Source organism: Mycetocola sp. 2940, assembly GCF_040548835.1.
Taxonomy (GTDB): Bacteria; Actinomycetota; Actinomycetes; order Actinomycetales; family Microbacteriaceae; genus Mycetocola_A.
In genome coordinates this window covers 98,625-124,461 of record NZ_JBEPSK010000008.1, presented here as the reverse complement: position 1 = coordinate 124,461, position 25,837 = coordinate 98,625, and the positions used below count along the sequence as shown (strand labels likewise).

Below are 25,837 nucleotides of genomic sequence, written 5' to 3'. Positions count from 1 at the left end.
CTGCGACGACATGCCCGCCGCTGCCGCGGCATCCTGCGTCGTCGCACCATCACGGATCGCAGACCAGAACACCCGACGCACAGCACGGGACACAGAAACAGTCATCGTCACTCCAAAAATCAGAGTGTTGCGCTGACCCCTTGAACCCAAGGGAGTCTCCACCCTTACCTCGCGCCTTTGACCTTCTCTCCCGCCGCCGGCTCGCACGTTTCACAGGAGACCGCCCGGATATCAGGATGCTTTCCGCGATTTGCTCCTGCAAAGCGCACGATCTCCTGCGGAACGTGCGCCCCGGCATCCGGCCGCCCTGCTCCGACAAGAACGGTCGCGTTCCGTCGCAGACTCCAGCCGTTTGTGGCCGAGCAACGACCCTCGAGCCATTTGTGACCGAGCAAGGCACCCGGACGCGAGAAGCAAAGCGCCCCCACGGCGCCCCTGCAGGTCCTTCGAAAGCCAGACAAGGATTCGAACCCCTGTGGAGAATCCCTCATAGAGTGCCGTTTGTTGCGCAGAATCTTCTAAATCCCGAGATTTTTCGTCACGCGGTGCAAAGATTTGACACACTTCGACGCCGTACTGTTAACTTCTCGACATGACTGATAAAGCCTTCCCCCTGAGCTCCTTCGAGCCTCGTGGAACTGCCGGCATGATGGTGGCCGGCAGCGCAGTCATGTGTTGTCGAATGTGTCGCTAACCGCGTACCCCGTCGCCACGCGCCCGTCGACCTACCTCGTCGCCGCTCGCGTCCCGGATGCCACACTCCGCATCTGATCCGGCCACGCACAGGCCACATTCCGAACCGCCGCTTGATACCGGCATCCGCCGAACCCGCTCGACGCGGCGCCGCGGTTCGACGCAACGACATCATCCAAAGGAACCTCCCCTCATGTCCCTCACCCACGCAACCTCGTTCGCACCGTCCAGCGCCGCCGCGCCGGCATCCGCTCCCCGCCTTCGAGCCGTTCCCGAAGGAACCGAGGCACGCGGCTTCGTACTCTACGTCGGGATCGATGACGCGAAGGCCGCGGCAGCCGGCACGAGCCTCGGCGCCATCGTCCAGGCTCTGAAGTCCCTGGCCGCAGACCTGGCCCCTGAGTCGGAAACCTACGCGGCCGTCGCCCTCGCCCCCGAGGGCGCAGGTGGACGCGACGTCGACGTCGTCCGGCTCGCGCTGCAGGACCCCTCGGCACTCGCCAAGCACCGCCAGGTCGAAGAGGAAGAAGAGCTCGACCGCGCCCACTCCGGCGTCGTCATCGACATCTCGCGCAAGCGCCTCGTGCTCGACAACGAGCCGGTCGGCCTGACCTACAAGGAGTTCGAGCTGCTGCAGTACCTCGTCCTCCGCGAGGGTCGCACAATCGACCGGACCGAGCTCATCTCATCGCTGTGGAAGGCCGGCGACGAAGACGAGGTGCCGAACGAACGCACCATCGACGTGCACGTGCGCCGCCTGCGCGCCAAGCTCGCGCGGTACGAAGACATCGTCCGAACCGTCCGCGGCGTGGGCTACCGTTTCGACCGCCACGCCGACGTATCGATCCGCCACTCCTCGACCCCGTCGCCCGACCTGTTCTGAACAGGCGAACACCGACGTTTCAGCCTCAGCCGCGTCGACTGGCGCTCGCTCATCGGAGCGACCGCCAGTCGGCGCGGTGACAGGCTCAGAGCAGCAGGCTGAGCGGGTTCTCAATCCGCGCCTTGAAGGCGCTGAGCCACCTGGCGGCAAGCGCCCCGTCGAGCACGCGATGGTCTGCCGACATCGTGACCGTCATGACGGTCGCTACCGCGAGCTGGCCGTCGCTGTCGACGACCGGTCGCTTGCTCGCAGCGCCCACGGCGAGAATGCCGGAATGCGGAGGATTGATGATCGCGGAGAATTCCTCCGTGCCGAACATACCGAGGTTCGAGACCGAGAACGATCCGCCCTCGAGCTCGTTCTGCTTCAATCTTCCCGCCCGACCGCGCTCCGCAAGCTCACGGATGCTGGCACTGATCTCGCTGATACCCGTCCGGTTCACCGCTTTGAGCACCGGGGTGACCAGTCCGTCGTCGACCGAAACCGCGACGGCGATGCTCACCTCGTCGAACCGACGGATCGCGCCGTCGGTCCAGATCGCATTCGCCTCCGGCACATCGACGAAGGCGGCTGCGGTCGCTTTGACGACGAAATCGTTGACGGAAATCGGCGACGTCGCGACGGCGTTCACCTTCTGACGAAGCGCGAACAACTCGTCGACCCGGCACTCCGCCACCAGATAGAAGTGCGGGATCGTGGTGACGCTTTCCACCAGACGGCGAGCAATCGCACGCCGCATTCCGGAGAGCGGGACGTCGGTGTGACCGGAGCTTGCCGCGGCGGACGGCGCACCGGCTGCCGGGGCAGGTGGAGCAACCGGTGAGGCAGCTCGCTCGGACAGGACCGGCGCCGCATCGAGGTCGCGCCGGACGATGCGCCCGCCTGGGCCAGTGCCCTTCACCGCAGACAGATCGAGGCCACGCTCTGCGGAGAGCCGACGAACCAACGGGCTCATGAAGCGCCGTGCCGTCGAATCGGCATCACCCGAGGGATTGACCTCGGGCGCGGCATCAACGGCTGGTGGAGCCGAGTCCGCACGAGCGGCTCCGGGAGCCTCCGTGGCGGACGGCTCCTTCGCTGCGGGGACGGTGTCCTTCTCCGGAGCGGCGACCGTGCCTGCGGGTCCGCTGGCAGGCTCAGGCGTCGGGGCGCCGATCTCGGAGCCGGTCGCAGCCAGCGCCTGCTCGGCAGACTCACCGGGGCCGGCGAGAACCGCGATCGGAGTGCCGACAGCGACCTGCACTCCCGTTTCGACGAGGATGCTGGCGAGAACGCCGGCCTGCTCAGCTTCGTATTCGACGACCGCTTTTTCGGTCTCGACCTCGGCGATCGGCTGACCGACAGTGATCTCATCACCGGCGGAAACGAGCCAGGTCTGCAGTGCTGCCTCGGTGGCTCCAGCGAGCACCTCCGGCATGCGGATGACGGTACCCATCAGTTTCCACCCCATCCTTCGCGGACGCGTTCAAGCCCGGCGACGACCTCTTCGGTGCGGGCGATCGCCGCACGTTCCAGCACTTTCGAGATACTCGGGCTGGCTTCGGATCCCGTGACGCGTTCGATCGGCTGGTCGAGCCAGTCGAAGAACCGACGCTGAATCTCATCGGCGAGCCATCCCCCATACGACGTACCCTGGGCGCCCTGTTCGACGATGAGCACGTTGTTGGTCTTCTTGATGCTGGTGCCGATGGTGTCCCAGTCGATCGACGCGCGATCGAGCCACCGAAGGTCGATCACCTCAGCGTCGATGCCGCTGACTTCGGCCGCCTCCACCGAGTGACCCACCATCGAGAGGTAGCTGATGACGGTGACATCCGAGCCCTCCCGCCTGACGGCAGCCTTGCCGAACGGCAACTGATAGTCGAGATCCCCGGCAGGAACATCGTGCTTCTGCCCGTAGAGGTCGACGTGCTCGATGACGAGGACCGGGTCCTTGAGCTCAAGTGCGGTGTTCATCAGGCCGATGTAGTCGGCTGCCGTCGAGGGCGCGACGATCCGCCATCCCGGGCTCGTGGCGAAGATACCGGCGGGATCCATGAGGTGTTGGGACCCGTAGCCGGAGCCCATGGCGACCTTCGTGCGGAGCACGAGAGGCACGGGGTTCTCCCCGCCGAACATGTGCCTCGCTTTGCCGATCTGGTTGAACACCTGGTCGGCTGCGACCCAGAGGAAGTCCGGGTACATGAACTCCACGACCGGCCGGTACCGTCCGTCGAGCGCGAGACCGCCGCCGAGGCCGGCGAAGGCGTTCTCGCTGATCGGCGTGCCGAGCACACGGTCGGGATACGACGCCGACAGTCCCTTGGTCGCGCCGTTGGTCCCGCCCGAGAGCCGGTGGACGTCTTCACCCAGCACGACGATGCGGTCGTCGTTTTCCATGCGCCGACCCATCACGTTCGCGACGGCGTCGACGAACCGGACCGACTCCACCTCGCCGTCGTAGTCGAGTGGCTCGAGCACGCGTGCGCCCTCCAGCTCGCTTGCGTCGCCGCGCAGGCCGACGTCGACGAACGACGAATCAGGCCACAGTGACGCGATGATGCGGCGTTTGCCTGCGGCATCCGGGTCGTCCTCGAGAAGTTCGGACGTGGCAGCGCGCATCGCTTCCTGGGCCTGCTTACGTACCGCGTCGACCTCGTCGGCGTCGAGGAGACCGAGCGCCTGCATCTCGTTGGCGACGCGGGTGAGCGGGTCACGCGCACGCCACGATGCCTCTTCCTCTTTGCTGCGGTATCCGAATGCGCTGCCGGGGTACGGTCCGTTCTGGTGGAAGAAGCGGTAGACCTCCGCCTCGATGACCGCGGGGCCGCCACCGGAGCGCATGACGTCCTCAGCCAGCTGGGTCGCGAGGTACACGGCGAGCGGATCCATGCCGTCGACCTGCCACGACGGAATGCCGAAGCCAAGTCCGCGAGCGGAGAGCCGGGTTTCCGCTGTGGCCTCGCCGACGTGGGTCGACACCGCGTAGAGGTTGTTCTCGATGAAGAATCCGACGGGAAGTTTCCACGCTGCGGCGAGGTTCATCGTTTCGAGGACCGAACCGATGTTGACGGCACCGTCGCCGAAGTACGTCATGGTGAAATCGCTCGTCGCCGCGTGCTTCTGAGCCCAGGCGTTGCCCGCAGCGAGAGGGACACCGCCGCCGACGATGGCATTGGTGCCCAGCGCGCCCGCCTCGAACCATTGGAGGTGCATCGACCCGCCTCTGCCCCGGCAGAAGCCCTGCGCCAGACCGAGAATCTCGGCGAGAGTGCGCTGCAGCACGTTCTGAAGTTCGGGAGTGACGAGCGCGGCCAGGTCCAGAGAACCGCCCGTGACATGGGTGATCGCCTTGGCGAGGAATTGGTGGTGCCCACGGTGGGAGCCGTTGATGGCGTCAGCGGAACGCATTCCGACGATGGAGCCGACAGCTCCGCCTTCCTGCCCGATGCTCGAGTGGGCGGGGCCGTGCACGAGGCCCTCGCTCGCCAGCTCGAGCACCGACTCCTCAAAAGCGCGAATGAGATGGAGTTGCCCGAGCATGGTGGCCAGCAACTTCGGATCGGCATTCTTCCAGTCCGCAGCGGTGGTGGTGAGCTTCACCCACGGCTGCGCCGGATCCAGGCGTTCGAATTCGGGCATGGTCCCTTTTCTCCTTTGATGGGCCGGTCATGCGACGTGTTCGCGCGCGTGCCGTGAATCGCCAGCTTAGGCAGGCATTGGATACATTTGCAAGTGGAGTGGAACACATTTGCGTATCCACCCCCCAAATTCGCGGCCAGTGGATACAATCAGACAAGATTCCGCAACTTCACGAGGAAAGAGGGCACAGTGGCCATTCCAGGACTCCGCGGCACGGAACACATCGGGTTCACGGTTCCCGATCTTGCCGAGGCCGACAACTTCTTCGTCAACGTGATCGGATGCCAGCGGGTGTACTCACTGGGGCCCTTCTCCTCGGATGACACGGACTGGATGCAGGAACATCTGAACGTGCATCCGCGCACGGTGATGCGGGAACTCCGGTTCTACCGGTGCGGATTCGGCCCCAACTTTGAAGTCTTCGAGTACGACGCGGCAGACGAGCAGCGACCACAACCCCGGAACAGCGATCTCGGCGGACATCACCTTGCCTTCTATGTGGACGACTTCGATGCCGCCCACGCCTACCTTCAGTCCAAGGGTGTGCGGTTCCTCGGCGAGCCCACCTTCAGCAGCAACGCGAGCAAGGGGCAGCGCTGGGTCTACTTCCTCTCCCCGTGGGGCATGCAGTTCGAGCTGGTCAGCTACCCGGGCGGCAAGGCGTACGAGGCTGACGCCCCGGTGCAGCTCTGGCACCCCGCTCACCCGGAAAGATAACTGTTCGTCGCTGGCCCGCGTCGCCTTTCGACTCTGCGGCGAGACCGTAGTATTCTCGCGGTGTCGCGGGCGATGTGCGCCCGCACTGAAATGACGCACTGCTTGTCCAGGTGCCGGGAGACTGCATGACCGCTGACAACATCGGTGCCCGACTACGCGAAGCCAGGCTCAGCCAGGGGCTGAGCCTGCGCAGTGTCGCCCAGACCCTGGGAGTGTCAGCGAGTCTCATCTCACAGGTCGAAACGAACAAGACCCAGCCGTCTGTCGCAACCTTGTACGCGCTCGTCAGCCACCTCGGCATCAGCATCGATGACGTTCTGGGGATGCCGTCCGGCGTCCAGCGGCGGGAGAACCCGCCGGTTGCTCGCACCGACTCCGCTCCGATCATTCAACGCGGCGCAGACAACCCCGTGCTCGAAATGGAGAACGGCGTGAGGTGGGAACGCCTCGCCACCTCACCGGAGAGCCCCGCCGACGCGCTCCTGGTCACCTATCAGCCCGGCGCAACCAGTTCCGTCGAAGGCAAGCTGATGCGGCACGCCGGGGTCGAGTACGCCTACCTGATCGAGGGTGAGCTGACACTTCAACTCGACTTCGATACCTTCGTGCTCAAGCCGGGCGACTCCCTGCACTTCGACTCCATCCGGCCGCACCTCTACTCGAATCGCAGCGACCGGATCGCGCGCGGCGTGTGGTTCGTCGTCGGGCGCCGCGAACAAAACCTTGCGCTGCCGGCCGATCCCTCCGCACCGGCCGGGCTCCGCACCGGAGCACCATACGGCTCAGCAGTCGACGTCCTGCGGGCGATGGACACGCTCTAGACTCCGTGGCATCCCCCCGTCATCGCGTGACGATCGGCGTGACCTCGGCACGGTCCCGTGCGGCCGCCAGCGCGTCCCCGATGTTCTCGAGCGGACGGACGGCGCCGATCATGGCGGGAACATCGATGTGGCCCGATTCCAGCATCGGCAGGAACCGCGCCATGTCGCGACTCATGTCCAGGCGTCCACTCTGCGAGCTCCGCACGTCGCGTCCTCGCAATGCGAGGTCAAAGAGCGGGAAGTCCACCCGGCTCTCGCGGGTCACATACGACGTCACGGTCACTACCCCTCCCAGTCGGGTGAGCTCGAACGCCTGGCGCACCGAGTCGATCGAGCCGCCCGCATCGAAACCGAAGTCGGCACCGCGACCATGCGTCAACGACAGCACGCTGTCGCGAAGATCGCCTGCCGCGGGGTCGAGGACGTGTGTCGCCCCCACCCGTGCGGCCAGGTCCCGGCGCGATGCGAGGTGCTCCACGGCGAGAATGCGCTCCGCCCCGAGCATCCGCGCGGCCTGGATCATCCACAGGCCCACCTGTCCGCAGCCGACGACCACCACGGAGCTGCCAGGAGAGATCTGGGCCACGTTGACCACCGCGCCCATACCGGAGATCACGCCGCAGCCGAACATGGCGAGCCAGCTGTCAGGCAGGTCACTGTCGGTGGCGAAGACCTGGATGTCACGGATGACCGCCAGTTCCGCGTAGGTGGCGGAGGCTCCCGGAGCCCGTACCTCGCGCCCGTCGCCCAGGTGCCCGATGACCGGGGCCTCGACGAACAATTGCTCGCACTGGTCGATACGGCCGCTCCTGCACCAGAAACACGTGCCGCACTCGGGCGTCGCCGTGACGAGCACGCGCTGCCCGATCCGGTGCTTCGCCTCCGACCCGCGCGCGACCACCGTGCCCACTGCGGCGTGCCCGAGCACGACCGGGTAGAGGTCAAGAGCGGGCAGCCCCGTGTCCCCACGCAGGGCGAGCCAGTCGCTGTAGCAGAACGCGCTGGCGGCCATCTCCACGACGACATCCCGGGGACCGGGATCGCGGAGGTCAAGGGATTCTACGGAGAACTCGGTCTCACCGCGGTGCGCTACTGCCGCACGGATCGTGGTCGGCATTGCTCTCTCCTTCATCGGATGACGCCACTCGCGCTACCGCGACCGGGTGCGTCGTGTGGTGTGAGATGGGCCTGCTCCGCCGCGCGGCAGAGAGTGCTCCTACTCCCGCGAGCGCGACCGCCAGGACGGCGAGGGCCGCGCCGGCGATGGACGTGGGGGTGAGGCCGAGCGAATCGACCGGGTTGACCAGGTCGAGCACGATCGCCGCAACCGCCTGCCCGGCCGCAATACAGAGCATCACGGTGAGAACGCCCACGGTGCGGACCGACACGGCAGTCACCACGCCGATGACGGCGCCGATCGCACCACCGACGGGAGCCCACAACGGAAGGGCGGCGAAGTCGATGGGGTCGACGAGGTGGGAGATGAGAAGCGCAATGCCGACGAACAGACCCGACGTTGCGAAATTCAGGACCGACATGGCCGCGAACTCCCCCGAAACGACGACGAGCCAACCATTCCACGCCTGCTGCAGGGCGATGATGACGCCCGCGACCACGACAACGGGGATGACGACGGCGTTCCCCAGGTCGAAGCGTCCCATCGCGCCGACGACGACCGCCACGACAGCGATGGCAAGACCGATCGCACGCAACGGGGTGAGCGAGCGCCTGCCCCCCGGCCCCAGATTCCATGAGTCAGCCATCACCGAGCCGAGAAGCTGGCCCAGGGTGACGGCGACCGCCACAGCGACGACGCCGACCGTGGGCGTCACCGTGATGATGGCCAGCACGGCGACGAAACCCATCAGTCCCCCCAGGAACCACCACCAGCGCAACTCCGAGCGTCGAAGACGCATCGAGCGGGACGCACGCGGGAGGGCGCCCATGGCAAGGGCGACGATCAGCGACAGGGCGAGCGCAGAGCCGTGGTTGACCGCCGTCGCGAGGACCGGCGAGCCCACGGCCACGCTGGCGTGGCCGTTGACGGAGGTCTGCACGGCGACGCCGGCGCCCGCAAGCAGCGCGGCAAGGGTCGCGGGCAGCGCCGAACCGCGTGTCGGTGTCGCCCCCGAGCCCGTCACTCGAGAGCCCGAATCATCTCCGCCAGATGGACGGGATCCGGGTCGGCGTCGCCGCGCTCGATGCGGTGAGCGATGTCCACGACGGCACGGTTGACGGGAGTGGCGACCCCCATGGCAGCGCCCTGCTGCACGACATGGCCATTCATGTCATCCACTTCACTGTGCCGGCCCTTCTTCCAGTCCTGCAGCACGGTCGTCGTTGCGCCCGGAACGACGAACCCGGCGAAGAGTTTGTCGGTCATGATGTCGACCACCTCGTTGCGGTTCGCGACCTCCTCCGCGGAGAGGCCGAAGATGGGCAGCACCGGGTGTCCGAGTGCGGAGCCGACGGCGAGCGCCTCGTTGCCCGCGGCGACCATGACCTCCCGGAAACCGGGCGCGTGCAGCGCATCGAGCATCGGCAGGCCGAGAATCGCGGATGTGACCAGGAGCGTGCAGTTGCTCACGAGCTTCATCCATTTCGCCGCCTGGATGTCCTCGACCTGCTCGACGGTCCCGGAGTGACGCAGCAGCGAAGCAATCTCGCCTGCTCGCGCGACCGGTCCCCCCTCGAGCGCACCCACCGCGAACCAGGATCGCGACACACCGGTGTGACGGTGCACCACCCCGGGCTGGTCCATGGTGGCGGAGCACTCGATCACCGCTCCCATCGTGCGGTCGACTCCGGCCGCCGACTCGATGGTGCGCGCGGTCATGCCGTTCTGCACCCCGACGAGGAGGCCGTCGGCAGCCAGGTATGGCGAAATCAGCTGGGCGGCCCACGCGGAGTCGTACGCCTTCACCAGCATGAGAACGACGTCGAACTCCTGCTTCAGTTCGGCGACCTCGCAGAGGTGGAGCGCTCGGGGACGGACCCGGATCTCACCGTCTGGCGCAGCGATGACGAGCCCGTCCGAACGCATTTTCTCGACGTGGGCGGGCCACTGTTCGATCAGGGCCACATCGAGCCCGGCCGCCGTCAGGTCGGCTCCGATCGATGCGCCGTTGGCGCCGGCTCCGAGCACTGCGATTCGTGGGTCGGCCATGGACTCCGTACTCCCTTGTCATGATGAAGATTCCAGCATTACTGTACATGGCCTCTCACTTGCCTGCTATTTTGGACAGATCGCGACGTACTGTAAACCGTCGCTGGACGCTTCCACCTCAGAGAGCAGGCACACATGATCCTCCACATCGCAACATTCCAATGGAAAGACGACGTCACCGAGGCGGATGTCGCCGAGCTGACGGATGCGCTTTCGGCCATGGCCGCCGAGATCCCCGAGATCCGCTCCTACGCGGCGGGATCCAACCTTCACCTGCGACCCGCCGGTGCTGACTACGGTGTCGCGGCGATCGTCGATGACGCGGCCGGCCTCGACGCCTACCTCGACCACCCGAAGCACAAAGCCGTGTATGAGAAGTTCCTCGGTCGGATGATGGCCGAGCGCGCCGCTGCACAGCTCCCGATCTCGCAGGGCTCCTTCGCGTGAGCACCATGCGTTCGGCGGTGCTGCAGGACGTCGGACAGCTCAGTGTCACCGAAACTCCGATCCCGACTCCTGGACCCGGGGAAGTGCGTATCCGGGTCGGTGTCTGCGGCGTGTGCGGAAGCGACGCGACCGAGTTCGGCCGCGGCCTGGTTCTCGCTCAGCCGCCCGTGACCCTGGGCCACGAGTTCGCCGGCGTTGTCGACGCCGTCGGGCCGGATGTGAGTTCGCCGCCGGTCGGCGCGACCGTTGTGTGTGGTGCAGGCATCTCCTGCGGCAGCTGCAAGCCGTGCCTGAGCGGGCGCACCAATCTCTGCCGCAACTACACGACGATCGGCTTCCACCATGACGGCGGTCTCGCGGGCTACGTCACCGCTCCGGCGAGCATCCTGCTTGACGTCACCGAATCCGGGCTCCCCATGGACACGCTCGGTCTCACGCAGCCCATGGCGATCGCCGTGCACGCCGTGCGTCGGAGTGGCCTGAGCGCCGGCCAGGACGCCGTGATCATCGGCGCCGGCGGAATCGGGGCTTTCATCACCGTTGCGGCGGCGGCAACGGGCGCACGCGTCCTGGTCGTCGACCTCAACGACGACCGGCTGGAACTCGCACGGGCGCTCGGAGCGACGGCAACGCTGAACGCCGGCGCCGGCCCCCTCCCGGAGCGCCTCGACGAACTGGGAATGGATGTCGACGTCTTCTTCGAGGTGAGCGGTTCCGGCGCCGGCCTTCGTTCCGTGCTCGACGCCGCCCGGCCGGGCGCGACGATTGTTCCCGTCGGCATCCAGAGGGGCGAACCGGAGCTTCCCCTCGGTCGGTGGACGCTCAACGAGTACACCATCGTCGGCACCGTCGCTCACGTGTTTGCCGACGATTTTCCCGAAGCCGTCCGCCTCCTGGGCACCCGTCCGGACTGGTCCGATATCGCGAGGGACGTCATCCCGCTCGATCTCGTCGCCGAACAGGCACTCCGGCCGCTCCTCGAAGGGCATGGGTCGCAGATCAAGACACTCGTCGACCCCTGGATCAGCGAGCCTCGACGCGCCAGCCACGAGCGCACCCGAGAGGCAGGTTAGGCCAGGGAGCCGCCGTCGGCCTGCGGACGGCGGCCGGCGAGGAACCAGACGCCTCGAACGACCGCGTCGCCCCTGTTCGAGTAGAGGTGGGCGAGCGCGGAATCGAATTGAATCGAGTCACCGCCGTGAAGCACGTAGGTTTCGTCGCCCAGGTGGAGGGTGAGCTCGCCCTCCAGCAGGTACGCGTACTCGATTCCCCTGTGCTTCATGAATTTGCCCTCGACCGAACTGGTTGCGCCCGGCTGGTACGTGACCAGCATCGCGTCAGCGGGGTCGTTGGGGCCGGCCGCGAGATGCTCCCACCGAACCCCGTCTTCCATCTCGATGACGGGGTTGTCGATCGCCCTCTGGATCACGCCGGGCTTCTGGCGTGCGGGCGGTTCGGCGTCCGCTCTGGACGGGGCACCGCTCGACACGGGGTCGCCCGGTCGGGACATCCCGAGCAATTCGTCGAACGAGACGGAGAGTCGGCTCGCCAAAGCGAAGAGCGTCGCCACCGACGGCTGGGTTTTGCCCACTTCGACCTGGGACACGAGACTCGCCGACACGCCGATCGACTGCGCGAGGCTCCGGAGGCTCAGGCCCTGCTTCATTCGTGCCTCACGCAGGCGCGCACCGAGTTGTTCTGGCATCCTTCTCCAACCTGATTCCGCTCGGCGCGCCGGCGTGGTGGGCCTGCGCTCGACGCTGATAGCCGCCGACGGATTTCTTGTGGGGGCGGTCGAGCCCCCTGTATTGTTAAGTATTACTTTACGCCGTGTACTGCGGCAGTAACTGTCGCGACACAGGAGGACCGCATGAAGAGCACGGGAACGACCGGAACGAACGCCGTCGACTGGGAGGACCGGGTCAACTTCGACCGGCTTCGGGACGAGCGTCTCGCCCGCCTCAAGGCAGAGCTCAACCGGTCGGATCTGGGCGCCGTCCTTGCCTTCGACTTCTCCAATATCCGGTACATGAGTGCGACGCACATCGGCACGTGGGCCATGGACAAGCTCATCCGGTTCGCTTTGCTGACCCGGAACACGGACCCGATCGTGTGGGACTTCGGCTCCGCCGCCAAACACCACCAGCTGTACAACCCCTGGCTCGACACGACGAGTGCGGAAATGGACGCCGATCCGAATGCACCGCACGAGGGCGCGAGGCGCCCGCGCCTCGAGGGCGGGGCGCGGGCGGGCATTTCCACACTCCGCGGCGCGTTTCCGCCTGACGCCGGAATCGCGGAGGAGCTCGCCCGAAAGATCAAGCGCGAGCTGGAGAAGTTCGGCCTGGCCAATCAGCCGCTCGGTGTCGACGTCATCGAGCTTCCGATTCTGTTCGCCCTCCAGAAAGAAGGCATCGAGGTCGTCGACGGCCAGCAGGTGTTCATGGAGGCCCGTCGCATCAAGACCTATGACGAAATCCGGCTCCTGACCCAGGCCGCAAGCATGGTGGATGCCGCGTACGAGAACCTCTATGAATTCCTGCGCCCGGGCGTTCGTGAGAACGAGGCCGTCGGCGTCGTCGCCAAGACCCTGTACGACCTCGGTTCCGAGTATGTCGAAGGCGTGAACGCGATCTCCGGCGAGCGGTGCTCCCCGCACCCGCACGTCTTCTCCGACCGTCTCATCCGTCCGGGTGATCCTGCGTTCTTCGACATCCTGCACAGCTACAACGGCTACCGCACCTGCTACTACCGCACCTTCGCGGTCGGTTCGGCGAGCTCCGCCCAGCGCGACGCGTACACCCGCGCGCGCGAGTACATGGACCGGGCGATCGCCCTCGTCAAGCCTGGGGCGACGACGGCGGACATCGTGGCAGTCTGGCCGAAGGCGGAGGAATTCGGCTTCGCCAACGAGGAAGCCGCCTTCGCCCTCCAGTACGGCCACGGCGTCGGCCTGTCGATCTGGGAGAAGCCGATCTTCTCCCGCCTGACCTCGTTCGACCACCCCGAACTCATCGAGGAGGGCATGGTCTTCGCCCTCGAGACGTACTGGCCGTCTGCCGATGGTTGGGGCGCTGCCCGCATCGAAGAGGAGGTCGTCGTGACCGCCACCGGCTGTGAGGTCATCACGAAGTTCCCGGCAGAGGAACTCATCGTCGCCGGTAAGCGCTACTTCACAATCGACGGTCCCCTCGACCTCAAGCGCGATTCCCAGTCGCACCTCAACACAACGTGGGGGCGCGGAGAAGCATGACCACGGTCGGGTTCCTCGGCCTGGGCTCGATGGGGTCCGCGATGGCCCAACGCCTCGTCGACGCCGGGCACGACGTGCTCGTCTGGAATCGCTCCCAGGAGGCGGTTGACCGCGCGGTGGCTGCGGGCGCCCGGCGCGCCGACGACCCGGCGGACGCCCTGGCGGCCGAGGTGTCGTTCTCGATGCTCGCCAATGACGAAGCCGTCGAGGCCGTGCTCACCGCCGAGGCACTCGCGGCGGCGAGCGGCAGGCTTCACGTCGTAATGGCCTCGATCAGCCCGTCGCTGGCCGACCGCATCGCCGAGCGGATGGCCGGCGCAGGCGTGGACTATGTCGCCGCCCCGGTACTGGGGCGGCCCGCGGTGGCGCAGGCCGGCCAGCTGAACATCCTCGCCGCCGGCCCAGGGCAGGCCGTGGACGCCGCGGAGCCCTATCTCGCCACGATGGGCAAGCGCACCTGGCGGCTCGGAGAGCGGCAGTCCGTCGCGAACGCGGTCAAGGCATCCGTCAACTACAACATCATCCACGCCATGCAGGCACTCGGTGAGTCGATCGTCATGACGGAGCGCCTGGGCGTCGACCCTGAGCAGTTCGCCGAGCTCCTCTCCAGCACGCTCTTCGGCGGGGTGGTCTACACGGGCTACGGGCAGATGATCGCGAAGGGCGAGTACTCGCCTCCCGGCTTCCACATCGCGCTGGGTCGCAAGGATCTTGCACTGGCCGAGGAAGTTGCTGCGGCAGGCGGCGTGACGCCCGCGACGATGCCGGCCCTGATCTCGGTCTTCGACCGCGCACTGGCGGACCCTGAGCTTCGGAATTACGACTGGAGCGCCATCGCGGAGGTCACACGCCGCAACCTGGGCTGAAGCCGTCACGCACGAAATCGCCGCGCAGCTCTTCACGAGCTGCGCGGCGATTCCGGTTCACCGAGCGGACGGTTCCTTCTTCTTGCCGAAGGGCAGAGCCCGGCGGATGGCGCTTCCGCGCTGTGAGCTGCCCTCCCAGCGCGACAGCCCCACGGCGGCGAGCAGCGCGACCCCGTTGAAGAGGTCGCTCACCCAGTTCTGCGCTCCGAGCAGTTGCAGCCCCTTGATGCCGACCGCGAGCACGTACACCGAGATGACCGTTCCCCAGATGTTGAAGCGCCCGCCCTTGAACTGGGTCGATCCCAGGAACACGGCCGTGAGCGCCGGCAGCAGCAGCCCAGGGCCCACGGTCGGGTCGCCGGCGTTGATGCGCGAAGCAAGCAGCACGCCAGCGAGAGCGGCGATGACGCCACCGGCCATGAGGGAGGCAACCTGCAGTCGCGACACGTTGACGCCTGACAGGCGCGCGCCGTCAGCGTTGTACCCCGCGGCGTACATCCTGCGCCCGACCGGGGTGCGCTCGAGCACGTACCAGACCACGAACGCGACGAACAGCATGATGAATACCGGGTTGGTGATTTTGAAGTTCGGGTTGTCCAGTGACAGCGGCAGCCCACCTGTGGCGAACTGGCGGAAGCCCTCCTGCAAGCCAATGATCTGGCGGTTCTCCGAAAGGAAAGACAGCCCGGCGAGCAGAATCGAGCTCATACCCAGGGTCGCGATGAACGAATCGATCTTTCCCTTGGTGATGATGAGCCCGGAAATGAGGCCAATCAGTCCGCCGACCGCCATCGCGAGCGGAATCGCAATCTCATACGGCAGTTGGAGCTTCGTTTGAAGAACCGCGACGAGGATGACGGCGAAGCCGACCTCCGCGCCGATGGCGAGGTTGAAGACACCCGTAACCAGGGGGATGAGCACCGCTATCGCCGCGAGCACCGTAATGGATTGCGCGTCAAGCAGCACGAGCCAGGTTCCCGGCGTCAGGAAGGTGCGCGGGGTGACGATGGCGAAGATCGCGAACAGCAGAACAAAAATGTAGATCGCACTGATGTTGCGGAACCCCAGCAGGGTCGACCAGCGACTACCCGTGGCCGCTGGCCCTCCGGCTGCGGGCTTGCGCCCTTCGGCGATCGTCGGTATTGCCTCAGTCGTTTTCACAATTCTCCCTCATTCGCAAATCCGTAGCCTTCCATGACCAGTCGCGTTTCCGTGAGCTGGTCACCAGAAAATTCGGCCGAGATTCGGCCATTCCTCAGCACGAGCACCCGGTCGCACACGCGCACCAGCTCCTTGGCTTCCGACGAGCAGACCAGCACGGCCGCACCGGTGGATGCCGCTTCGTCGATCGCGTCGTACAACGCCTGCTTCGCACCGATGTCGACCCCCTGCGTTGGCTCCTCGAGGAGGATCACCGTTGGCCGATTGCGCAGCCACTTGGCGAAGACGAGCTTCTGCTGGTTGCCGCCGCTGAACTGCGAGAACACCTGCTCCGCGCGGGGAGGCTTGACGCCGTACCGGTCGATGAGGTCGGCCGTGACTGCGCGCTCCTCTGTCAGGTTGAGCGCGCCGAATCTCGTCGTGAGCGACTTCAACTCGGGCAGTGTGACGTTCTCCCGCGCGGTGAGCGGGCGCACCGATCCGAACTTGGCCCGGTCGCCAGGGACGAAAGCCATGCCCCGGCGGATACTCTCTCGTGGGGCGCGGTTCTCGTAGCGCTTACCATCAAGGGTGAAAGCCGTTGCCGTGGCGGGTGTGGCGCCGAACAGACACGCGGGCAGTGCCTCGCGCCCCGATCCGAGCACGCCGGCAACGCCGACCACCTCTCCTGCATAGAGAGTGAGGTCGATGCCGTCGAGGGCGCCGCCCACGAGACCCTCGACCTGCAGCGCCACCTCGCCGCGCGGACGACGGGAGCTGCCGACTTCGGCCACGCCGATGGGAACACCGGTGACGTACGAGACGAGCTTGTCATGGTCGAGTGTGGAGCTCAGTTCGTCGGCGACCTTCCTCCCGTCGCGGAGGATGATCACCCGGTCTGCGATCTCCAGCACCTCGTCGAGACGATGGGAGATGAAGATGACCCCCGCGCCCTCCGCGGCGAGCTTCTTGACCGCATCGAACAGGACGCGCACCTCACTCGCATGCAGAGCCTCGGTTGGTTCATCCAGGATCAGCACGTTTCGAGGATGCTCCCAGCCGTCGAGGGCCCTGGCTATCGCGATGATCGAGCGCTGCGCCGGAGCGAGTGTGCCGATGGGCACTTCGACGTCGAACGGGTCGCCGAAACGGCTGATGAGTTCGATGGCGTGCTCACGCTCCTGCTTGCGCTTGAACGGGGCGAAGGCCGAGGCACCGTGATATTTGACGATGCCGAGGTTCTCGATCCCGTTGAGCTCGGAGGCGAGGCCCAGGTCCTGGTGGATGATATGCAGCCCCGTCTGCTGCCCGTCGTCACCGGACAGTTCGACCGTTCCTCCGTCGGATGTGTACACGCCCGCAAGGATCTTGACCAGTGTCGACTTGCCTGAGCCATTGTGGCCGACGACGGCGACGACCTCGCCGCTGTGGACGGAAAGAGAGACATCGTCCAGGGCGCGATTGCCCGGGAAGTCCTTGACGATGCCCTCGATCGTCACGAGCGGCGAACCCGGGGACGTCGCCTCGCGGCGTGGCGGCGACTCGATAGTCATGGTGCTACTTGCCCCACATCCGCTTGAATTCGTCTTCCATGCCGGGGTAGGCCACGTAGCCACCGAGGTATTCGTCGGCGTTGCGGATCGTGATGGAGTGCGAGATCGTCTGTGCCACGTTCTCCCAGTCACCCAGGTATGGCACGTCCATGCCCTGAACGCGGCGCAGACCTTCATCGATCTGCAACCACATGAACAATCCGAAGTCGACGGCGTATCCGGCAACCTGCTGCCCGTCGGCGATCTGCTGGAAGTTCGTGGGAAGCGACGACTGACCGATTCCGCGAGCGTTCTCGACTCCGGAAAGTTCCGCCTTCTCGTGGAGCCCGATCTGGAACTGGTCGGCCATGCTGATGAAGAACTGCGTCTCCGGGTGCGCCTGCAGATCACTGATGATCTTGTCAGCCGGGCTCGGGTCGAGGATCGAGATGTCGACCACGCGCAGAGTGCACTCAGCACACAGCTCAGCGAGGCTGGTCTCGATGGCTTCCGTTTGCAGCGTCGCCGACGGCAGTTCGGGAACGCTGTAGAAGACGAACTCCGTCGCCGTGCCGCAGGTGAGGTCGATCGCGCTCGCGCTGAGCACCTCGCTGTTGACCTGGACGCTGCCGGCACCCCCGAGGGAATCGATGAGACCGAACTCCTCGGCGTTGAGCTGGCCGCCGTAGACGATGACTGTTCCGTTATCCTTCAGCTGCTCAAGCTGGTCCTGGAAGAACATCGCGTCGACCGACTGGTCGAGCAACACGTCTGGGGCCAGTTCGACCACGGAGTTCATCGCCGCATTGATGCTCTGTGCGTCGGTACCGGTGTCGACGTTGATGAATTTGACGCCGGCGGCGTTGGCGGCCTGCTCGAGGCCCTCGCGGAAGATGCCGGCAATCGGGGTGCCGTTGTTGAGAAAGGCGAAGGTTGTGTCGGGAGATATCGGCTCGGCGAGCGGCTCAGTCGCGAGGACGTCGGTGGCCGGCTCGTCGAAGGGGGCGACGAACTTGTGAGCGGCATCCCAGTCGATGCCGTCGATGGGACTCGACTCGCAGGTGCCGTCGTCGGCCATGTAGGAGAGGGATGCTTCGTCCCCAGCCTCGGAACCTTCACTGGCCGCCGTAGAACAGCCGGTGGCGAGGAGACCCAGGGAGGCGAAGACCGCTGCGCCTCGCAGGGTGTTGGTGATGCGTCGTTGCATGTGCTTGCTCGCTTTCAGAAACGTCATTGTCTGTCATGGTGTGCCGCCGGCTCCCCGTGGAGCCGGCGGCAGGGGTGTTCCGGGGCTACTTGCCCCACAGCGCCTTGAAGTCGGCCTCCATACCGGGATACGCGACGAAACCGTCGACGTACTCGGATGCGTTGGTCGGGGTGAGCACGAGCGATACCGACTTGTTCACTTCCTCCCAGTCGGAGTACGGCGTCCACACGCCCTGCGCCTTGCGCAGTCCCTCGTCGAGCAGGAGCCACATGAACATGTTGAGGTCGACCCCGAACCCAGCGGACTGCAGATCGTCGGCGAGCTGCTGGATGTTCGGCGGGAGCGACGACTGGCCGAAGCCCTTTGCGTTGGTCAGACCGGCGAGTTCGGCCTTGTCTGCCAGACCGATCTGGAACTGGTCGCCCGGGGTGACGAAGTAGTCGGTCTCCGGGTGCGACTGAAGGTCGCTCATGATCTTGTCGGCCGGGCTGGGATCGGCGATCGAAATGTCGACGACGCGCAGCGTGCAGTCAGCGCACAGTTCAGCAAGGTATTCCTCGGTGGCAGTGAGCTGAATGGCGGAAAACCCGAGTTCGGGAATGTTGTAGAACACGAACTCATCGCCCGTTCCGCAGGTGAAGGCGATCGCCCCGGCCGCGAGCACCTTGCCGTTGACGAGCGATCCGTTGAGGCCGCCGAGCGAGTCCTCCAACTCGAAATCCTCGGCGTTCGGCTGGGAGGCGTAGACGACTGCGACGTCGTTGTCCTTCAGCTGCTGCAGCTGGTCCTGGTAGAAGGTCGCATCGACGGCGACCGAGATCACGACGTCGGGGTCGAGCTCGACGACCGAGTTGAGCGCCGAGTTGATGCTCTGCGCGTCGGTGCCGGTGCTGACGTTCACAAGCGTGACGCCGGCCGCAGCGGCGGCCAGTTCCATCGAGGCATACATGATGCCCGCTACCGCGGTGTCATTGTTCAGGAAGGCGACGGTGGTCTCCGGCCCAGCAGGCTCGGGGAGCGGCTCGGTCTGGATGAGGCCGGTGGACGGCTTCTGGAAGGATTTGATCATGGCGTCAGCCGCGTCGTAATCGACACCCTCAGCGGGTTCAACGTCGCAGGTGCCGTCAGCCGCCTGGTAGGTCAGCGTTCCCTCTTCGCTTCCTCCACCACCGTCGCCGCCCCCACCGGAGGCTGCCGGGCCCGCCGCACAGCCCGCCGCGACAAGCGATATGGATGCGAAGAGTGCGGCTGTGGTCAAAGCGTTTTTCGTGCGTAGTGGCATGTGAGTGCTCGCTTTCTGGTGGCTTCGTTGCCATGATCACCGACGCCGATTGTCGGACAATAACGCAATCATACACATGTCGCCGGATTTCGCGAGAGGCATTTCAAAAAAATGTTCAGTTCTGCTGAACGCGCCTTTCCTCGACAGCAGTCCGCAGCTGGGGCGGTTTTCTGCTGGTCTCGGCTCCTCCGAGTGTTCGCAGGCGCAGAGGATGCCACGACTGTGCGCTGTCACGCCACGGCGGGCATGGCGCTCACAGCGTTCCCTTCACTGCCTCCCCCATGGGCAGCGCACTGTGTGCGACCACGACAGGTGGGCCGACCAGGAGAGGCAGTACCTGCTCGATGAGCTCGGGCATGATCGCGCTCGACGACGCGTGCCGGTCAGCGTCGGCCTGAGACGCCCACTTTTCGATGAAGACGAGCTGACCGGACTCTGCCTGGTTGAGCGTGTACAGCAAACAGCCCGGTTCGGCGTGCACTCGAGGAATGAGACGGCCGAGGGCGTCGACGATCTCAGCAGCCCTCCCCGGCAGCGGGGTCGCGGTTGCGATGACGATCACGGGGTCGGTCATGAAGCGGGTCCCTGGACGGGAGTGGGAGCATGGCTCGGCCAGACGCCCTGTTTTCCGGGCGCCAGGATTCCGTTGGGATCGAGCGCGCCCTTCAGCCTGCGCGTGAACTCGAGCAGCGAGCTGTCGTTGTAGGTGAACTGTGCCGCGACCAGGTCCATGAACTCGATGTGCGCACGGTACTCCCCGTACCCGTGCTCGGCGAGCTTCACCACGAGTTCGGTGAATGCCGTCGCAACCTTCTGCGACTCGACCGGATCTGCGGCGTCGAAAAAGATCATGAGCACGTTGACCGCGTGCCGGGCGGTGCCCAGCCAGCCGCCGATGTAATCGAAGCCGGCAGCCTCGATGTGCTCCCTCATGATCCGGGATGCCGCGACCACATGCTCCCCGGTGAGCGGCGAGAGCGGGCACAGTCCGATGTGCGCCCCCGATGGCCCGTTGGCACGCCATCGGACACCGCCGGCGAGCAGCATACCGGGGATGCCGGCGGCGAAGTGGTCGCCGGGTGGGATGTCGTCCGCGGCCGTGTCGCCGTCGTAGCGGTTCTCCACGACGCGACTGCCCGGGATCCGACCGACGACCTCGCGCAGTCGTGCGAGCTTGACGTCGAGCAGGGCCTCGGAGCCGTAGAGCGAGCATTTCACGTTCCACCGGCCGATGCCGAGATCGCCCGCGATCGTGTCGACAACGTCGTCGGGCACCACGCCCGAGCCGGCGTACCAGCGCTCGCGTGGCGACTGCCCCGCCGCCACGCCGACAGCGTTCGCCGCGTTGACGACGCCGTCGATCGTGCCGTCGAGTTTGAGCTCACGCATAGCGTCGACGAGTTGAGGCAGCGCCGCCTCGGAGTCGATTGTTATCCGGCATGCAGAGAACCGCTCGGGTCGCGGCATGAGCCATACGCCCATCTTGGTGACGATCCCGAGGTTGGACTGCATGAACATACCTTCAAAGCCAGGCCCGAAGCCGCCCTTGTACAGTGCCCACACTTCGGAACCCGGCAATGCGCCCATCCCGGTGCGGATGAGCTCACCGGTCGGCAGCACCACCTCCAGCCCGCACACATACTGCTGATGGTCGCCGTGTGCGGTGTAGCCGTAGCCTCGCTCGAGCGCATTGCCGACGACACTGCCCCAGCCCAGGTCGGGCACCGACGCCCACAAACGCGACGTGCGGACCTGCAACTCCTCATGAAGGTCGAAGAAGCTCACGCCGGGCTCGACGATCGCGTACGCCGTCTCGTCGTCGACCGTCACCACGCGGTTCATTCTTCCCAGGTCGATGACGACGCTGCCAGGAAGCCGCGGAGCAGGGCCCCCGTAGCCGAGGTTCTTGCCCCTGCCGATGGGCCACAGCGCGACCGCGTGTTCGTTCGCCAGCCGCACGAGCGCCTGCACCTCGGGAACTTCGGCGGGCCGGACGGCTCCTGCGGGAAGAAATTTGCGCGCGTCGCCCAGCGCGTAGGCGTCGAGGTAATCCTCGACATCATCACCGAGCGAAACGTGCTCCGCACCGAGCAGGGTGGCCGCCGCCGTGAGGAAGGCCTCCTGACGGTCCTCGCCCGCGCTCACCGTCCGCCTCGAGACATGCGCTCCCGCAGCGTCCGGGTCGCCCCGATGTCGACCGCGACGCCCTCCGGATCGTCGTGGGGGTCACCTGTCACGACGACGCCGTACAGGCGAGCAGCGCCCTCGATGGTCACGTACTCGTCGCGCACGTCGATACGCACCCGATCCGGGTCGCGGTCAAGGGCGTTGCCCCAGCCGCCCGCGCCATTCGTGATGTAGCGAAGCACGGACTGCTCGGCGCTGACGTTGGAATTCGCGAACGGGTAGCGGTAGACGCCGTCTGAGGAGGGGGCATTGCTCTCTGGATCGATGACACCGGCCCACGCGGTTCCGCTCGCGAACGACGAGCGGTCCGTCGTGGGAATGACAGGTGCACCGTCGTCGCCGGGCGGGAAGATCCACACGCCACCGTTGATTCCCGAGCCGCCGCCGTAGACGCCGAAGCCCGTCACAGACTTGTGCCGCAGTTCGATGATGGAGTGTGCGGCGTCCGTCAACCACAGGGTGTCGCGCAGCATGGCGTTTCCGCCGCGATGGAAGCCAGGTCCCGCTGAGTCAGGCACCGGTTCGTGCCGAAGCATGACGACGGGGCTGTCCTTCTCGACCGCCTCGACCGAGGGCGCGACACCGTTGGCGAGGTACGACATGCACTGTGTGTCGGCGTCGCCGTGGCGGTTGGCGCCGAACGGTCCGATCTCTCCGCCGCACTGCATGGCGGAGACCCACGGCCGCCCGTCAGACCAGGCGCCGAAGGCCGTATGGAGGTTGGTGCCGGCGCGGTCGCCCGCGATCGCACGCTCCCCCATCGCCTTCTCCAGCGCCATGAGCACCGTGGCGAGGATGACCTGGCTCTGTTCGAAGTACAGGAAGACCGCACCGTCGGGCGGAAGCGCCGAGACGACGGAGCCTTCAGGGATGACGATGTCAATGTTGCGGAACAACCCTGAGTTGAAGCGCCCGCGCGGGTCGAAGTTGTACTTGAGTGCGACACCGATCGCGGTCTTCACCTCCCAGACCGTCGCGTTGATCGAGGTGCGAGCCTGGCGGTGCGTGCCCGAGAAGTCGACCTCAATGCGGTCGCCGCGTTTGCGGATGGCGACGTGCACGGGGTAGGTCTCCGTGTCGTCGATGCCGTCGCAATCAACTCCGTGCTCGGCCTCCCAATCACCGTCCGGAAGCTCGGCCATGCCTTGCGCCATGCGCTCCGCCGCCGCATCCGTCGCGTAGCGCATCGCCCCATGGAACGCGGCCAAACCGTAGCGATCGATCGATTCCAGAACGAGACTTTCGCCCAGTTCGAGGCTCGAGCAGACAGTCTTCATGTCCGGGTACAGGACCTCGGCCATGCGCACATTGTCGAAGATGACGTTCCAGGTCTCGCGCACGTTCTCGCCCTGACTGACGAGCAGACGCGGCGAGAGCACCAGGCCGTTCTCGAACACGTTCTGCTTGGTCGCGCTGAACCCCCCAGGCACCGTCCCGCCCATGTCGAGCTGGTGGGCGTTGAGGGTGACGAAGGCTGCTATCTCCCCGCCAACGAACACGGGCCGTGTGAATACCAGGTCGTTGTTGTGGTTGCCGGTTCGATACGGGTCGTTGGCGATGAGCACGTCACCGGGGTGCAGCCGCTGGATGCCGAACTCGCCCACCATGTTGGGAACGGCGTCGATGGTGGTGCCCGCCATGAGAACGATCCCGTTGCTCGCCGCCGGCACGGGGTACCCCAGTGCCGGCGGCCCCGCCAAGGTGCACGCAAGGTCGTAGAAGTCGCGCAACACCGGGGAGAACGCCCCCGTGAGGAGCCGCGCGCTCATGTGCTCGACGAGATAGTCAAAGCGGTTGCCCAGCACCGTCGCCGTGTACCGGTCGCAGTCGTACAGGTCGCGGAAGGCACCGTCGTCGAGGTCTCGGATCAGGCGGCGGCGCGGTGCGGCGATCTCGGTTGTGCTCATTCTTCGCTCCCTGAGGTGATGAGAATCTCTCCGCACAGGCCGACCCTGGCCAGCTGGCCGCTCGCGACGAAGGTGGTGCTGAGTTCTTCGCGGATGACCGCGGGCCCGGCGACCGTGGCACCGGGCGAGAGGTTCTTGCGGTGAAACCATTCGGCGCTGACTGGCTCGTCGAAGAGGTATCGCAGGGTAAGCGTGCCTTCGGGCACCGCGGCGAACGCCTCGACCTGACCGGCCGGGGTGTATGCGACCTTCTCGGCCGGCACCACCAGCTCGACGCGGTAAGTGACGCCCTCAACCGGGAAGGAGTCGAAGCGGTTGCCGTTGCGCAGTTCGTAAGCGTCGTGGAACGTCTCGACTACCTGCGTCATGCTCTCCGAGGTGATCGGGCCATCCGGGATCTGGACGAACGGCGTTTCCCAGCTCTGTCCGACGAGACGGCCGTCGAAGCTGCGTCTCACGGGCAGGCCGTTCGCTGCCTCGCCGAGGCGTTCGCGCAACCGCTCCTCCATGACGGAGTAAACGGCGTCGATCTCGGCTGCGGATGTCCCGCTGAAGACGACGTAGGCGCTCTCCGACTCGTAGTACACCTGATCGGCGGAGAGCAGCCCCAGTGCGGAGAACAGCCCCGGGTGGGGCGGAATGATGATCTCCCTGAGCGGGAGCAAGTCGAGCACGGATGGCAGGAGCATCCCGCCGGCCGCCCCGTAAGCCATCAGGCTGAAGTCGCGGATGTCGACGCCGTGGCGGACGGCAACGTTGAGGATTTCCTCGGCCATGTGGGCCGCCGCCAGGCGGTATGCGGTGCGCACTCGTTCGTCGAACGACACCGGACTGTCGAGCGACTCGAAGGCGCGCTCGGCGGCGCCCCGGTCGAGTGCGATCGCCCCGCCGGCGAATCCTTCGCCATCGAGGATGCCGATCAGCAGCGCCGCGTCGGTGACGGTGGGTTGCGTGCCGCCTCGCCCGTAGCAGGCCGGGCCGGGCTCCGCGCCGGCACTGCCTGGTCCGACCAGGATTCCGCCGGACGAGGCGACGGTGACGAGACTCCCACCACCGGCTCCGACGCTCGAGACCTCGGTCGACAGGGCGTTGATGATGAGGTCGTGCTCGATTTCGAAGGTGTTCTGCACGAAGGGAGCGCCACCCACGATGATGGACACATCGGTCGAGGTGCCGCCGACGTCGGCGCACAGCAGGTTCGGCCGTCCGATCGCGGCACCGAGGTGCCCGCTCGACACGGTCCCGGCCGCGGGACCGGCGAAGAGGATGCGGAACGGTCTTTCGAGCGCCTCCTCCCACGGGAGCAGGTTGGCGGCGCAGTCGGCGAAATTGAGCTGACCAGTGAAACCGAGGCCGACGAGGTCGGAGTTGATCTCCGTCGCGTAGCCGGTGAAGAGCAGCTTCATGATCACATCGATGACCGTTGTCGAGGCGCGCTCGTACTCCTTCGCGAGCGGGGAGGTGGCCGACGAGATGGACACTTGGACCTCGTTCCCGAGCACCTCCCGCACCAATTCGCGCAGACGCAGCTCATGTTCGTCATCCACATACGCGTTGATGAGGCAGATGGCGACTCCCTCGACGCCGCAACGTCCCAGAATGCCGAGTTCGTGGCGGGCCTGGGCCTCGTCGAGCGGGATGAGCGTTCCGCCCTCAGCGGTCTTTCGCTCGACGATCCCGCGCCGGAGATAACGGGGAACCAGCGGTTTTGCGGCGTCCCCGAAGGTGCGACGCCAGGCGGGGTCGGTCTGCGCGTCCAGAGGACGGTGCACCGAACCGCGGTCGAGAACGTCACGGAATCCTTCCGTCGTGAGGAAGGCGACCTTGGGCAGCCTCCGCTCGAGGACGGCATTGAGACCCATCGTGCTCGCGTGATTGAACACGGCGCTACCCTCGACACCGAGTCGGCGCGCCCCCTCGATGACGGAGCCGGCCGGATCGACCCGGCTACTCGGCACCTTGGTGACCTCGACTTGTCCGTTCCTGATGGCCACGACGTCCGTGAACGTCCCGCCGACATCTACTCCGATCACAGCTGTACCTCTCTCGCCTAGACCGTTGATCCGAGCGGCACGAACGACCCGAGCGGGGACGCTGGAGAGCGCTCGAGCGAGT

The 25,837-nt window shown here is 66.0% G+C and carries 21 protein-coding genes; 7 read left to right on the top strand and 14 right to left on the bottom strand.

Features of this window, described 5'->3' with window-relative positions; all coding sequences use genetic code 11:
* Positions 1-886 precede the first annotated feature (886 nt).
* Complete coding sequence (locus tag ABIE24_RS12565; RefSeq protein WP_354500162.1) at positions 887-1,576, top strand: winged helix-turn-helix domain-containing protein; 690 nt, start codon at positions 887-889, stop codon at positions 1,574-1,576.
* Positions 1,577-1,661: 85 nt separating this feature from the next.
* On the opposite strand, the gene ABIE24_RS12560 is transcribed toward ABIE24_RS12565, so the two are convergent.
* Together ABIE24_RS12560 and ABIE24_RS12555 are read right to left on the bottom strand one after the other, a co-directional pair.
* On the bottom strand, positions 1,662-3,011 hold the full coding sequence (locus tag ABIE24_RS12560) for a dihydrolipoamide acetyltransferase family protein (protein WP_354500161.1): 1,350 nt from the start codon (positions 3,009-3,011) through the stop codon (positions 1,662-1,664).
* Positions 3,011-5,197: an alpha-ketoacid dehydrogenase subunit alpha/beta gene (locus ABIE24_RS12555; RefSeq protein WP_354500159.1), complete on the bottom strand. Its 2,187-nt coding sequence runs from the start codon at positions 5,195-5,197 to the stop codon at positions 3,011-3,013. The genes ABIE24_RS12560 and ABIE24_RS12555 overlap by 1 nt, the downstream gene beginning before the upstream one ends.
* A gap of 189 nt (positions 5,198-5,386) precedes the next feature.
* On the opposite strand from ABIE24_RS12555, the gene ABIE24_RS12550 reads away from it, so the two are divergent.
* Complete coding sequence (locus tag ABIE24_RS12550) at positions 5,387-5,914, top strand: VOC family protein (RefSeq protein WP_354500158.1); 528 nt, start codon at positions 5,387-5,389, stop codon at positions 5,912-5,914.
* 125 nt (positions 5,915-6,039) lie between these two features.
* Positions 6,040-6,735: a cupin domain-containing protein gene (locus ABIE24_RS12545; RefSeq protein ID WP_354500156.1), complete on the top strand. Its 696-nt coding sequence runs from the start codon at positions 6,040-6,042 to the stop codon at positions 6,733-6,735.
* Positions 6,736-6,754: 19 nt separating this feature from the next.
* On the opposite strand, the gene ABIE24_RS12540 is transcribed toward ABIE24_RS12545, so the two are convergent.
* The 3 genes from ABIE24_RS12540 to ABIE24_RS12530 are packed head-to-tail and all read right to left on the bottom strand — an operon-like array spanning position 6,755 to position 9,901.
* Positions 6,755-7,852, bottom strand: coding sequence for a zinc-binding dehydrogenase (locus tag ABIE24_RS12540; RefSeq protein WP_354500154.1), 1,098 nt, complete (start codon positions 7,850-7,852; stop codon positions 6,755-6,757).
* Complete coding sequence (locus ABIE24_RS12535) at positions 7,812-8,876, bottom strand: DMT family transporter (RefSeq protein WP_354500152.1); 1,065 nt, start codon at positions 8,874-8,876, stop codon at positions 7,812-7,814. The genes ABIE24_RS12540 and ABIE24_RS12535 overlap by 41 nt, the downstream gene beginning before the upstream one ends.
* On the bottom strand, positions 8,873-9,901 hold the full coding sequence (locus ABIE24_RS12530; RefSeq protein ID WP_354500151.1) for a ketopantoate reductase family protein: 1,029 nt from the start codon (positions 9,899-9,901) through the stop codon (positions 8,873-8,875). Before ABIE24_RS12530 ends, ABIE24_RS12535 begins: the two co-directional genes overlap by 4 nt.
* Positions 9,902-10,036: 135 nt before the next feature.
* Here ABIE24_RS12530 and ABIE24_RS12525 point away from each other — a divergent pair, with 135 nt between their 5' ends.
* Complete coding sequence (locus ABIE24_RS12525; protein ID WP_354500149.1) at positions 10,037-10,348, top strand: Dabb family protein; 312 nt, start codon at positions 10,037-10,039, stop codon at positions 10,346-10,348.
* A 5-nt stretch (positions 10,349-10,353) separates the two neighbouring features.
* On the top strand, positions 10,354-11,421 hold the full coding sequence (locus ABIE24_RS12520; protein WP_354500168.1) for a zinc-dependent alcohol dehydrogenase: 1,068 nt from the start codon (positions 10,354-10,356) through the stop codon (positions 11,419-11,421).
* On the opposite strand, the gene ABIE24_RS12515 is transcribed toward ABIE24_RS12520, so the two are convergent.
* Positions 11,418-12,053, bottom strand: coding sequence for a cupin domain-containing protein (locus ABIE24_RS12515; RefSeq protein WP_354500147.1), 636 nt, complete (start codon positions 12,051-12,053; stop codon positions 11,418-11,420). The genes ABIE24_RS12520 and ABIE24_RS12515 overlap by 4 nt on opposite strands.
* Before the next feature lie 165 nt (positions 12,054-12,218).
* Between ABIE24_RS12515 and ABIE24_RS12510 the strand changes: the two genes are divergently transcribed.
* Together ABIE24_RS12510 and ABIE24_RS12505 are read left to right on the top strand one after the other, a co-directional pair.
* On the top strand, positions 12,219-13,601 hold the full coding sequence (locus ABIE24_RS12510) for a M24 family metallopeptidase (protein ID WP_354500145.1): 1,383 nt from the start codon (positions 12,219-12,221) through the stop codon (positions 13,599-13,601).
* A complete protein-coding gene (locus ABIE24_RS12505) occupies positions 13,598-14,467 on the top strand; it encodes an NAD(P)-dependent oxidoreductase (protein WP_354500143.1) in 870 nt (289 codons plus the stop codon). Before ABIE24_RS12510 ends, ABIE24_RS12505 begins: the two co-directional genes overlap by 4 nt.
* 57 nt (positions 14,468-14,524) lie before the next feature.
* On the opposite strand, the gene ABIE24_RS12500 is transcribed toward ABIE24_RS12505, so the two are convergent.
* The 8 genes from ABIE24_RS12500 to ABIE24_RS12465 all read right to left on the bottom strand — a co-directional run bounded on the left by ABIE24_RS12500 (position 14,525) and on the right by ABIE24_RS12465 (position 25,755).
* On the bottom strand, positions 14,525-15,628 hold the full coding sequence (locus tag ABIE24_RS12500; RefSeq protein ID WP_354500141.1) for an ABC transporter permease: 1,104 nt from the start codon (positions 15,626-15,628) through the stop codon (positions 14,525-14,527).
* The gene (locus tag ABIE24_RS12495) at positions 15,625-17,160 is read right to left on the bottom strand and encodes a sugar ABC transporter ATP-binding protein (protein ID WP_354500139.1); all 1,536 of its coding nucleotides are present in this window, start codon (positions 17,158-17,160) and stop codon (positions 15,625-15,627) included. Before ABIE24_RS12495 ends, ABIE24_RS12500 begins: the two co-directional genes overlap by 4 nt.
* Before the next feature lie 4 nt (positions 17,161-17,164).
* Positions 17,165-18,373 (bottom strand): substrate-binding domain-containing protein, encoded by a 1,209-nt coding sequence (locus tag ABIE24_RS12490; protein WP_354500137.1) that lies wholly within the window; start codon positions 18,371-18,373, stop codon positions 17,165-17,167.
* Between the two features lie 58 nt (positions 18,374-18,431).
* Positions 18,432-19,604, bottom strand: coding sequence for a substrate-binding domain-containing protein (locus ABIE24_RS12485; protein ID WP_354500135.1), 1,173 nt, complete (start codon positions 19,602-19,604; stop codon positions 18,432-18,434).
* 277 nt (positions 19,605-19,881) lie between these two features.
* A complete protein-coding gene (locus ABIE24_RS12480) occupies positions 19,882-20,202 on the bottom strand; it encodes a putative quinol monooxygenase (protein ID WP_354500133.1) in 321 nt (106 codons plus the stop codon).
* Positions 20,199-21,773 (bottom strand): FAD-binding oxidoreductase, encoded by a 1,575-nt coding sequence (locus tag ABIE24_RS12475; RefSeq protein ID WP_354500131.1) that lies wholly within the window; start codon positions 21,771-21,773, stop codon positions 20,199-20,201. Before ABIE24_RS12475 ends, ABIE24_RS12480 begins: the two co-directional genes overlap by 4 nt.
* Entirely contained in the window at positions 21,770-23,722 is a 1,953-nt protein-coding gene (locus ABIE24_RS12470) for a hydantoinase B/oxoprolinase family protein (RefSeq protein WP_354500129.1), read from the bottom strand. Before ABIE24_RS12470 ends, ABIE24_RS12475 begins: the two co-directional genes overlap by 4 nt.
* Positions 23,719-25,755, bottom strand: coding sequence for a hydantoinase/oxoprolinase family protein (locus ABIE24_RS12465; protein WP_354500127.1), 2,037 nt, complete (start codon positions 25,753-25,755; stop codon positions 23,719-23,721). The genes ABIE24_RS12470 and ABIE24_RS12465 overlap by 4 nt, the downstream gene beginning before the upstream one ends.
* Positions 25,756-25,837: the final 82 nt, after the last annotated feature.

Coding starts and splice junctions, on each gene's coding strand:
- ABIE24_RS12545 (WP_354500156.1), top strand. CDS start 6,040: ATGACCGCTGACAACATCGGTGCCCGACTACGCGAAGCCAGGCTCAGC.
- ABIE24_RS12510 (WP_354500145.1), top strand. CDS start 12,219: ATGAAGAGCACGGGAACGACCGGAACGAACGCCGTCGACTGGGAGGAC.
- ABIE24_RS12540 (WP_354500154.1), bottom strand. CDS start 7,852: ATGCCGACCACGATCCGTGCGGCAGTAGCGCACCGCGGTGAGACCGAG.
- ABIE24_RS12470 (WP_354500129.1), bottom strand. CDS start 23,722: ATGAGCACAACCGAGATCGCCGCACCGCGCCGCCGCCTGATCCGAGAC.
- ABIE24_RS12520 (WP_354500168.1), top strand. CDS start 10,354: ATGCGTTCGGCGGTGCTGCAGGACGTCGGACAGCTCAGTGTCACCGAA.
- ABIE24_RS12490 (WP_354500137.1), bottom strand. CDS start 18,373: ATGACGTTTCTGAAAGCGAGCAAGCACATGCAACGACGCATCACCAAC.
- ABIE24_RS12525 (WP_354500149.1), top strand. CDS start 10,037: ATGATCCTCCACATCGCAACATTCCAATGGAAAGACGACGTCACCGAG.
- ABIE24_RS12495 (WP_354500139.1), bottom strand. CDS start 17,160: ATGACTATCGAGTCGCCGCCACGCCGCGAGGCGACGTCCCCGGGTTCG.
- ABIE24_RS12555 (WP_354500159.1), bottom strand. CDS start 5,197: ATGCCCGAATTCGAACGCCTGGATCCGGCGCAGCCGTGGGTGAAGCTC.
- ABIE24_RS12505 (WP_354500143.1), top strand. CDS start 13,598: ATGACCACGGTCGGGTTCCTCGGCCTGGGCTCGATGGGGTCCGCGATG.
- ABIE24_RS12530 (WP_354500151.1), bottom strand. CDS start 9,901: ATGGCCGACCCACGAATCGCAGTGCTCGGAGCCGGCGCCAACGGCGCA.
- ABIE24_RS12480 (WP_354500133.1), bottom strand. CDS start 20,202: ATGACCGACCCCGTGATCGTCATCGCAACCGCGACCCCGCTGCCGGGG.
- ABIE24_RS12515 (WP_354500147.1), bottom strand. CDS start 12,053: ATGCCAGAACAACTCGGTGCGCGCCTGCGTGAGGCACGAATGAAGCAG.
- ABIE24_RS12565 (WP_354500162.1), top strand. CDS start 887: ATGTCCCTCACCCACGCAACCTCGTTCGCACCGTCCAGCGCCGCCGCG.
- ABIE24_RS12560 (WP_354500161.1), bottom strand. CDS start 3,011: ATGGGTACCGTCATCCGCATGCCGGAGGTGCTCGCTGGAGCCACCGAG.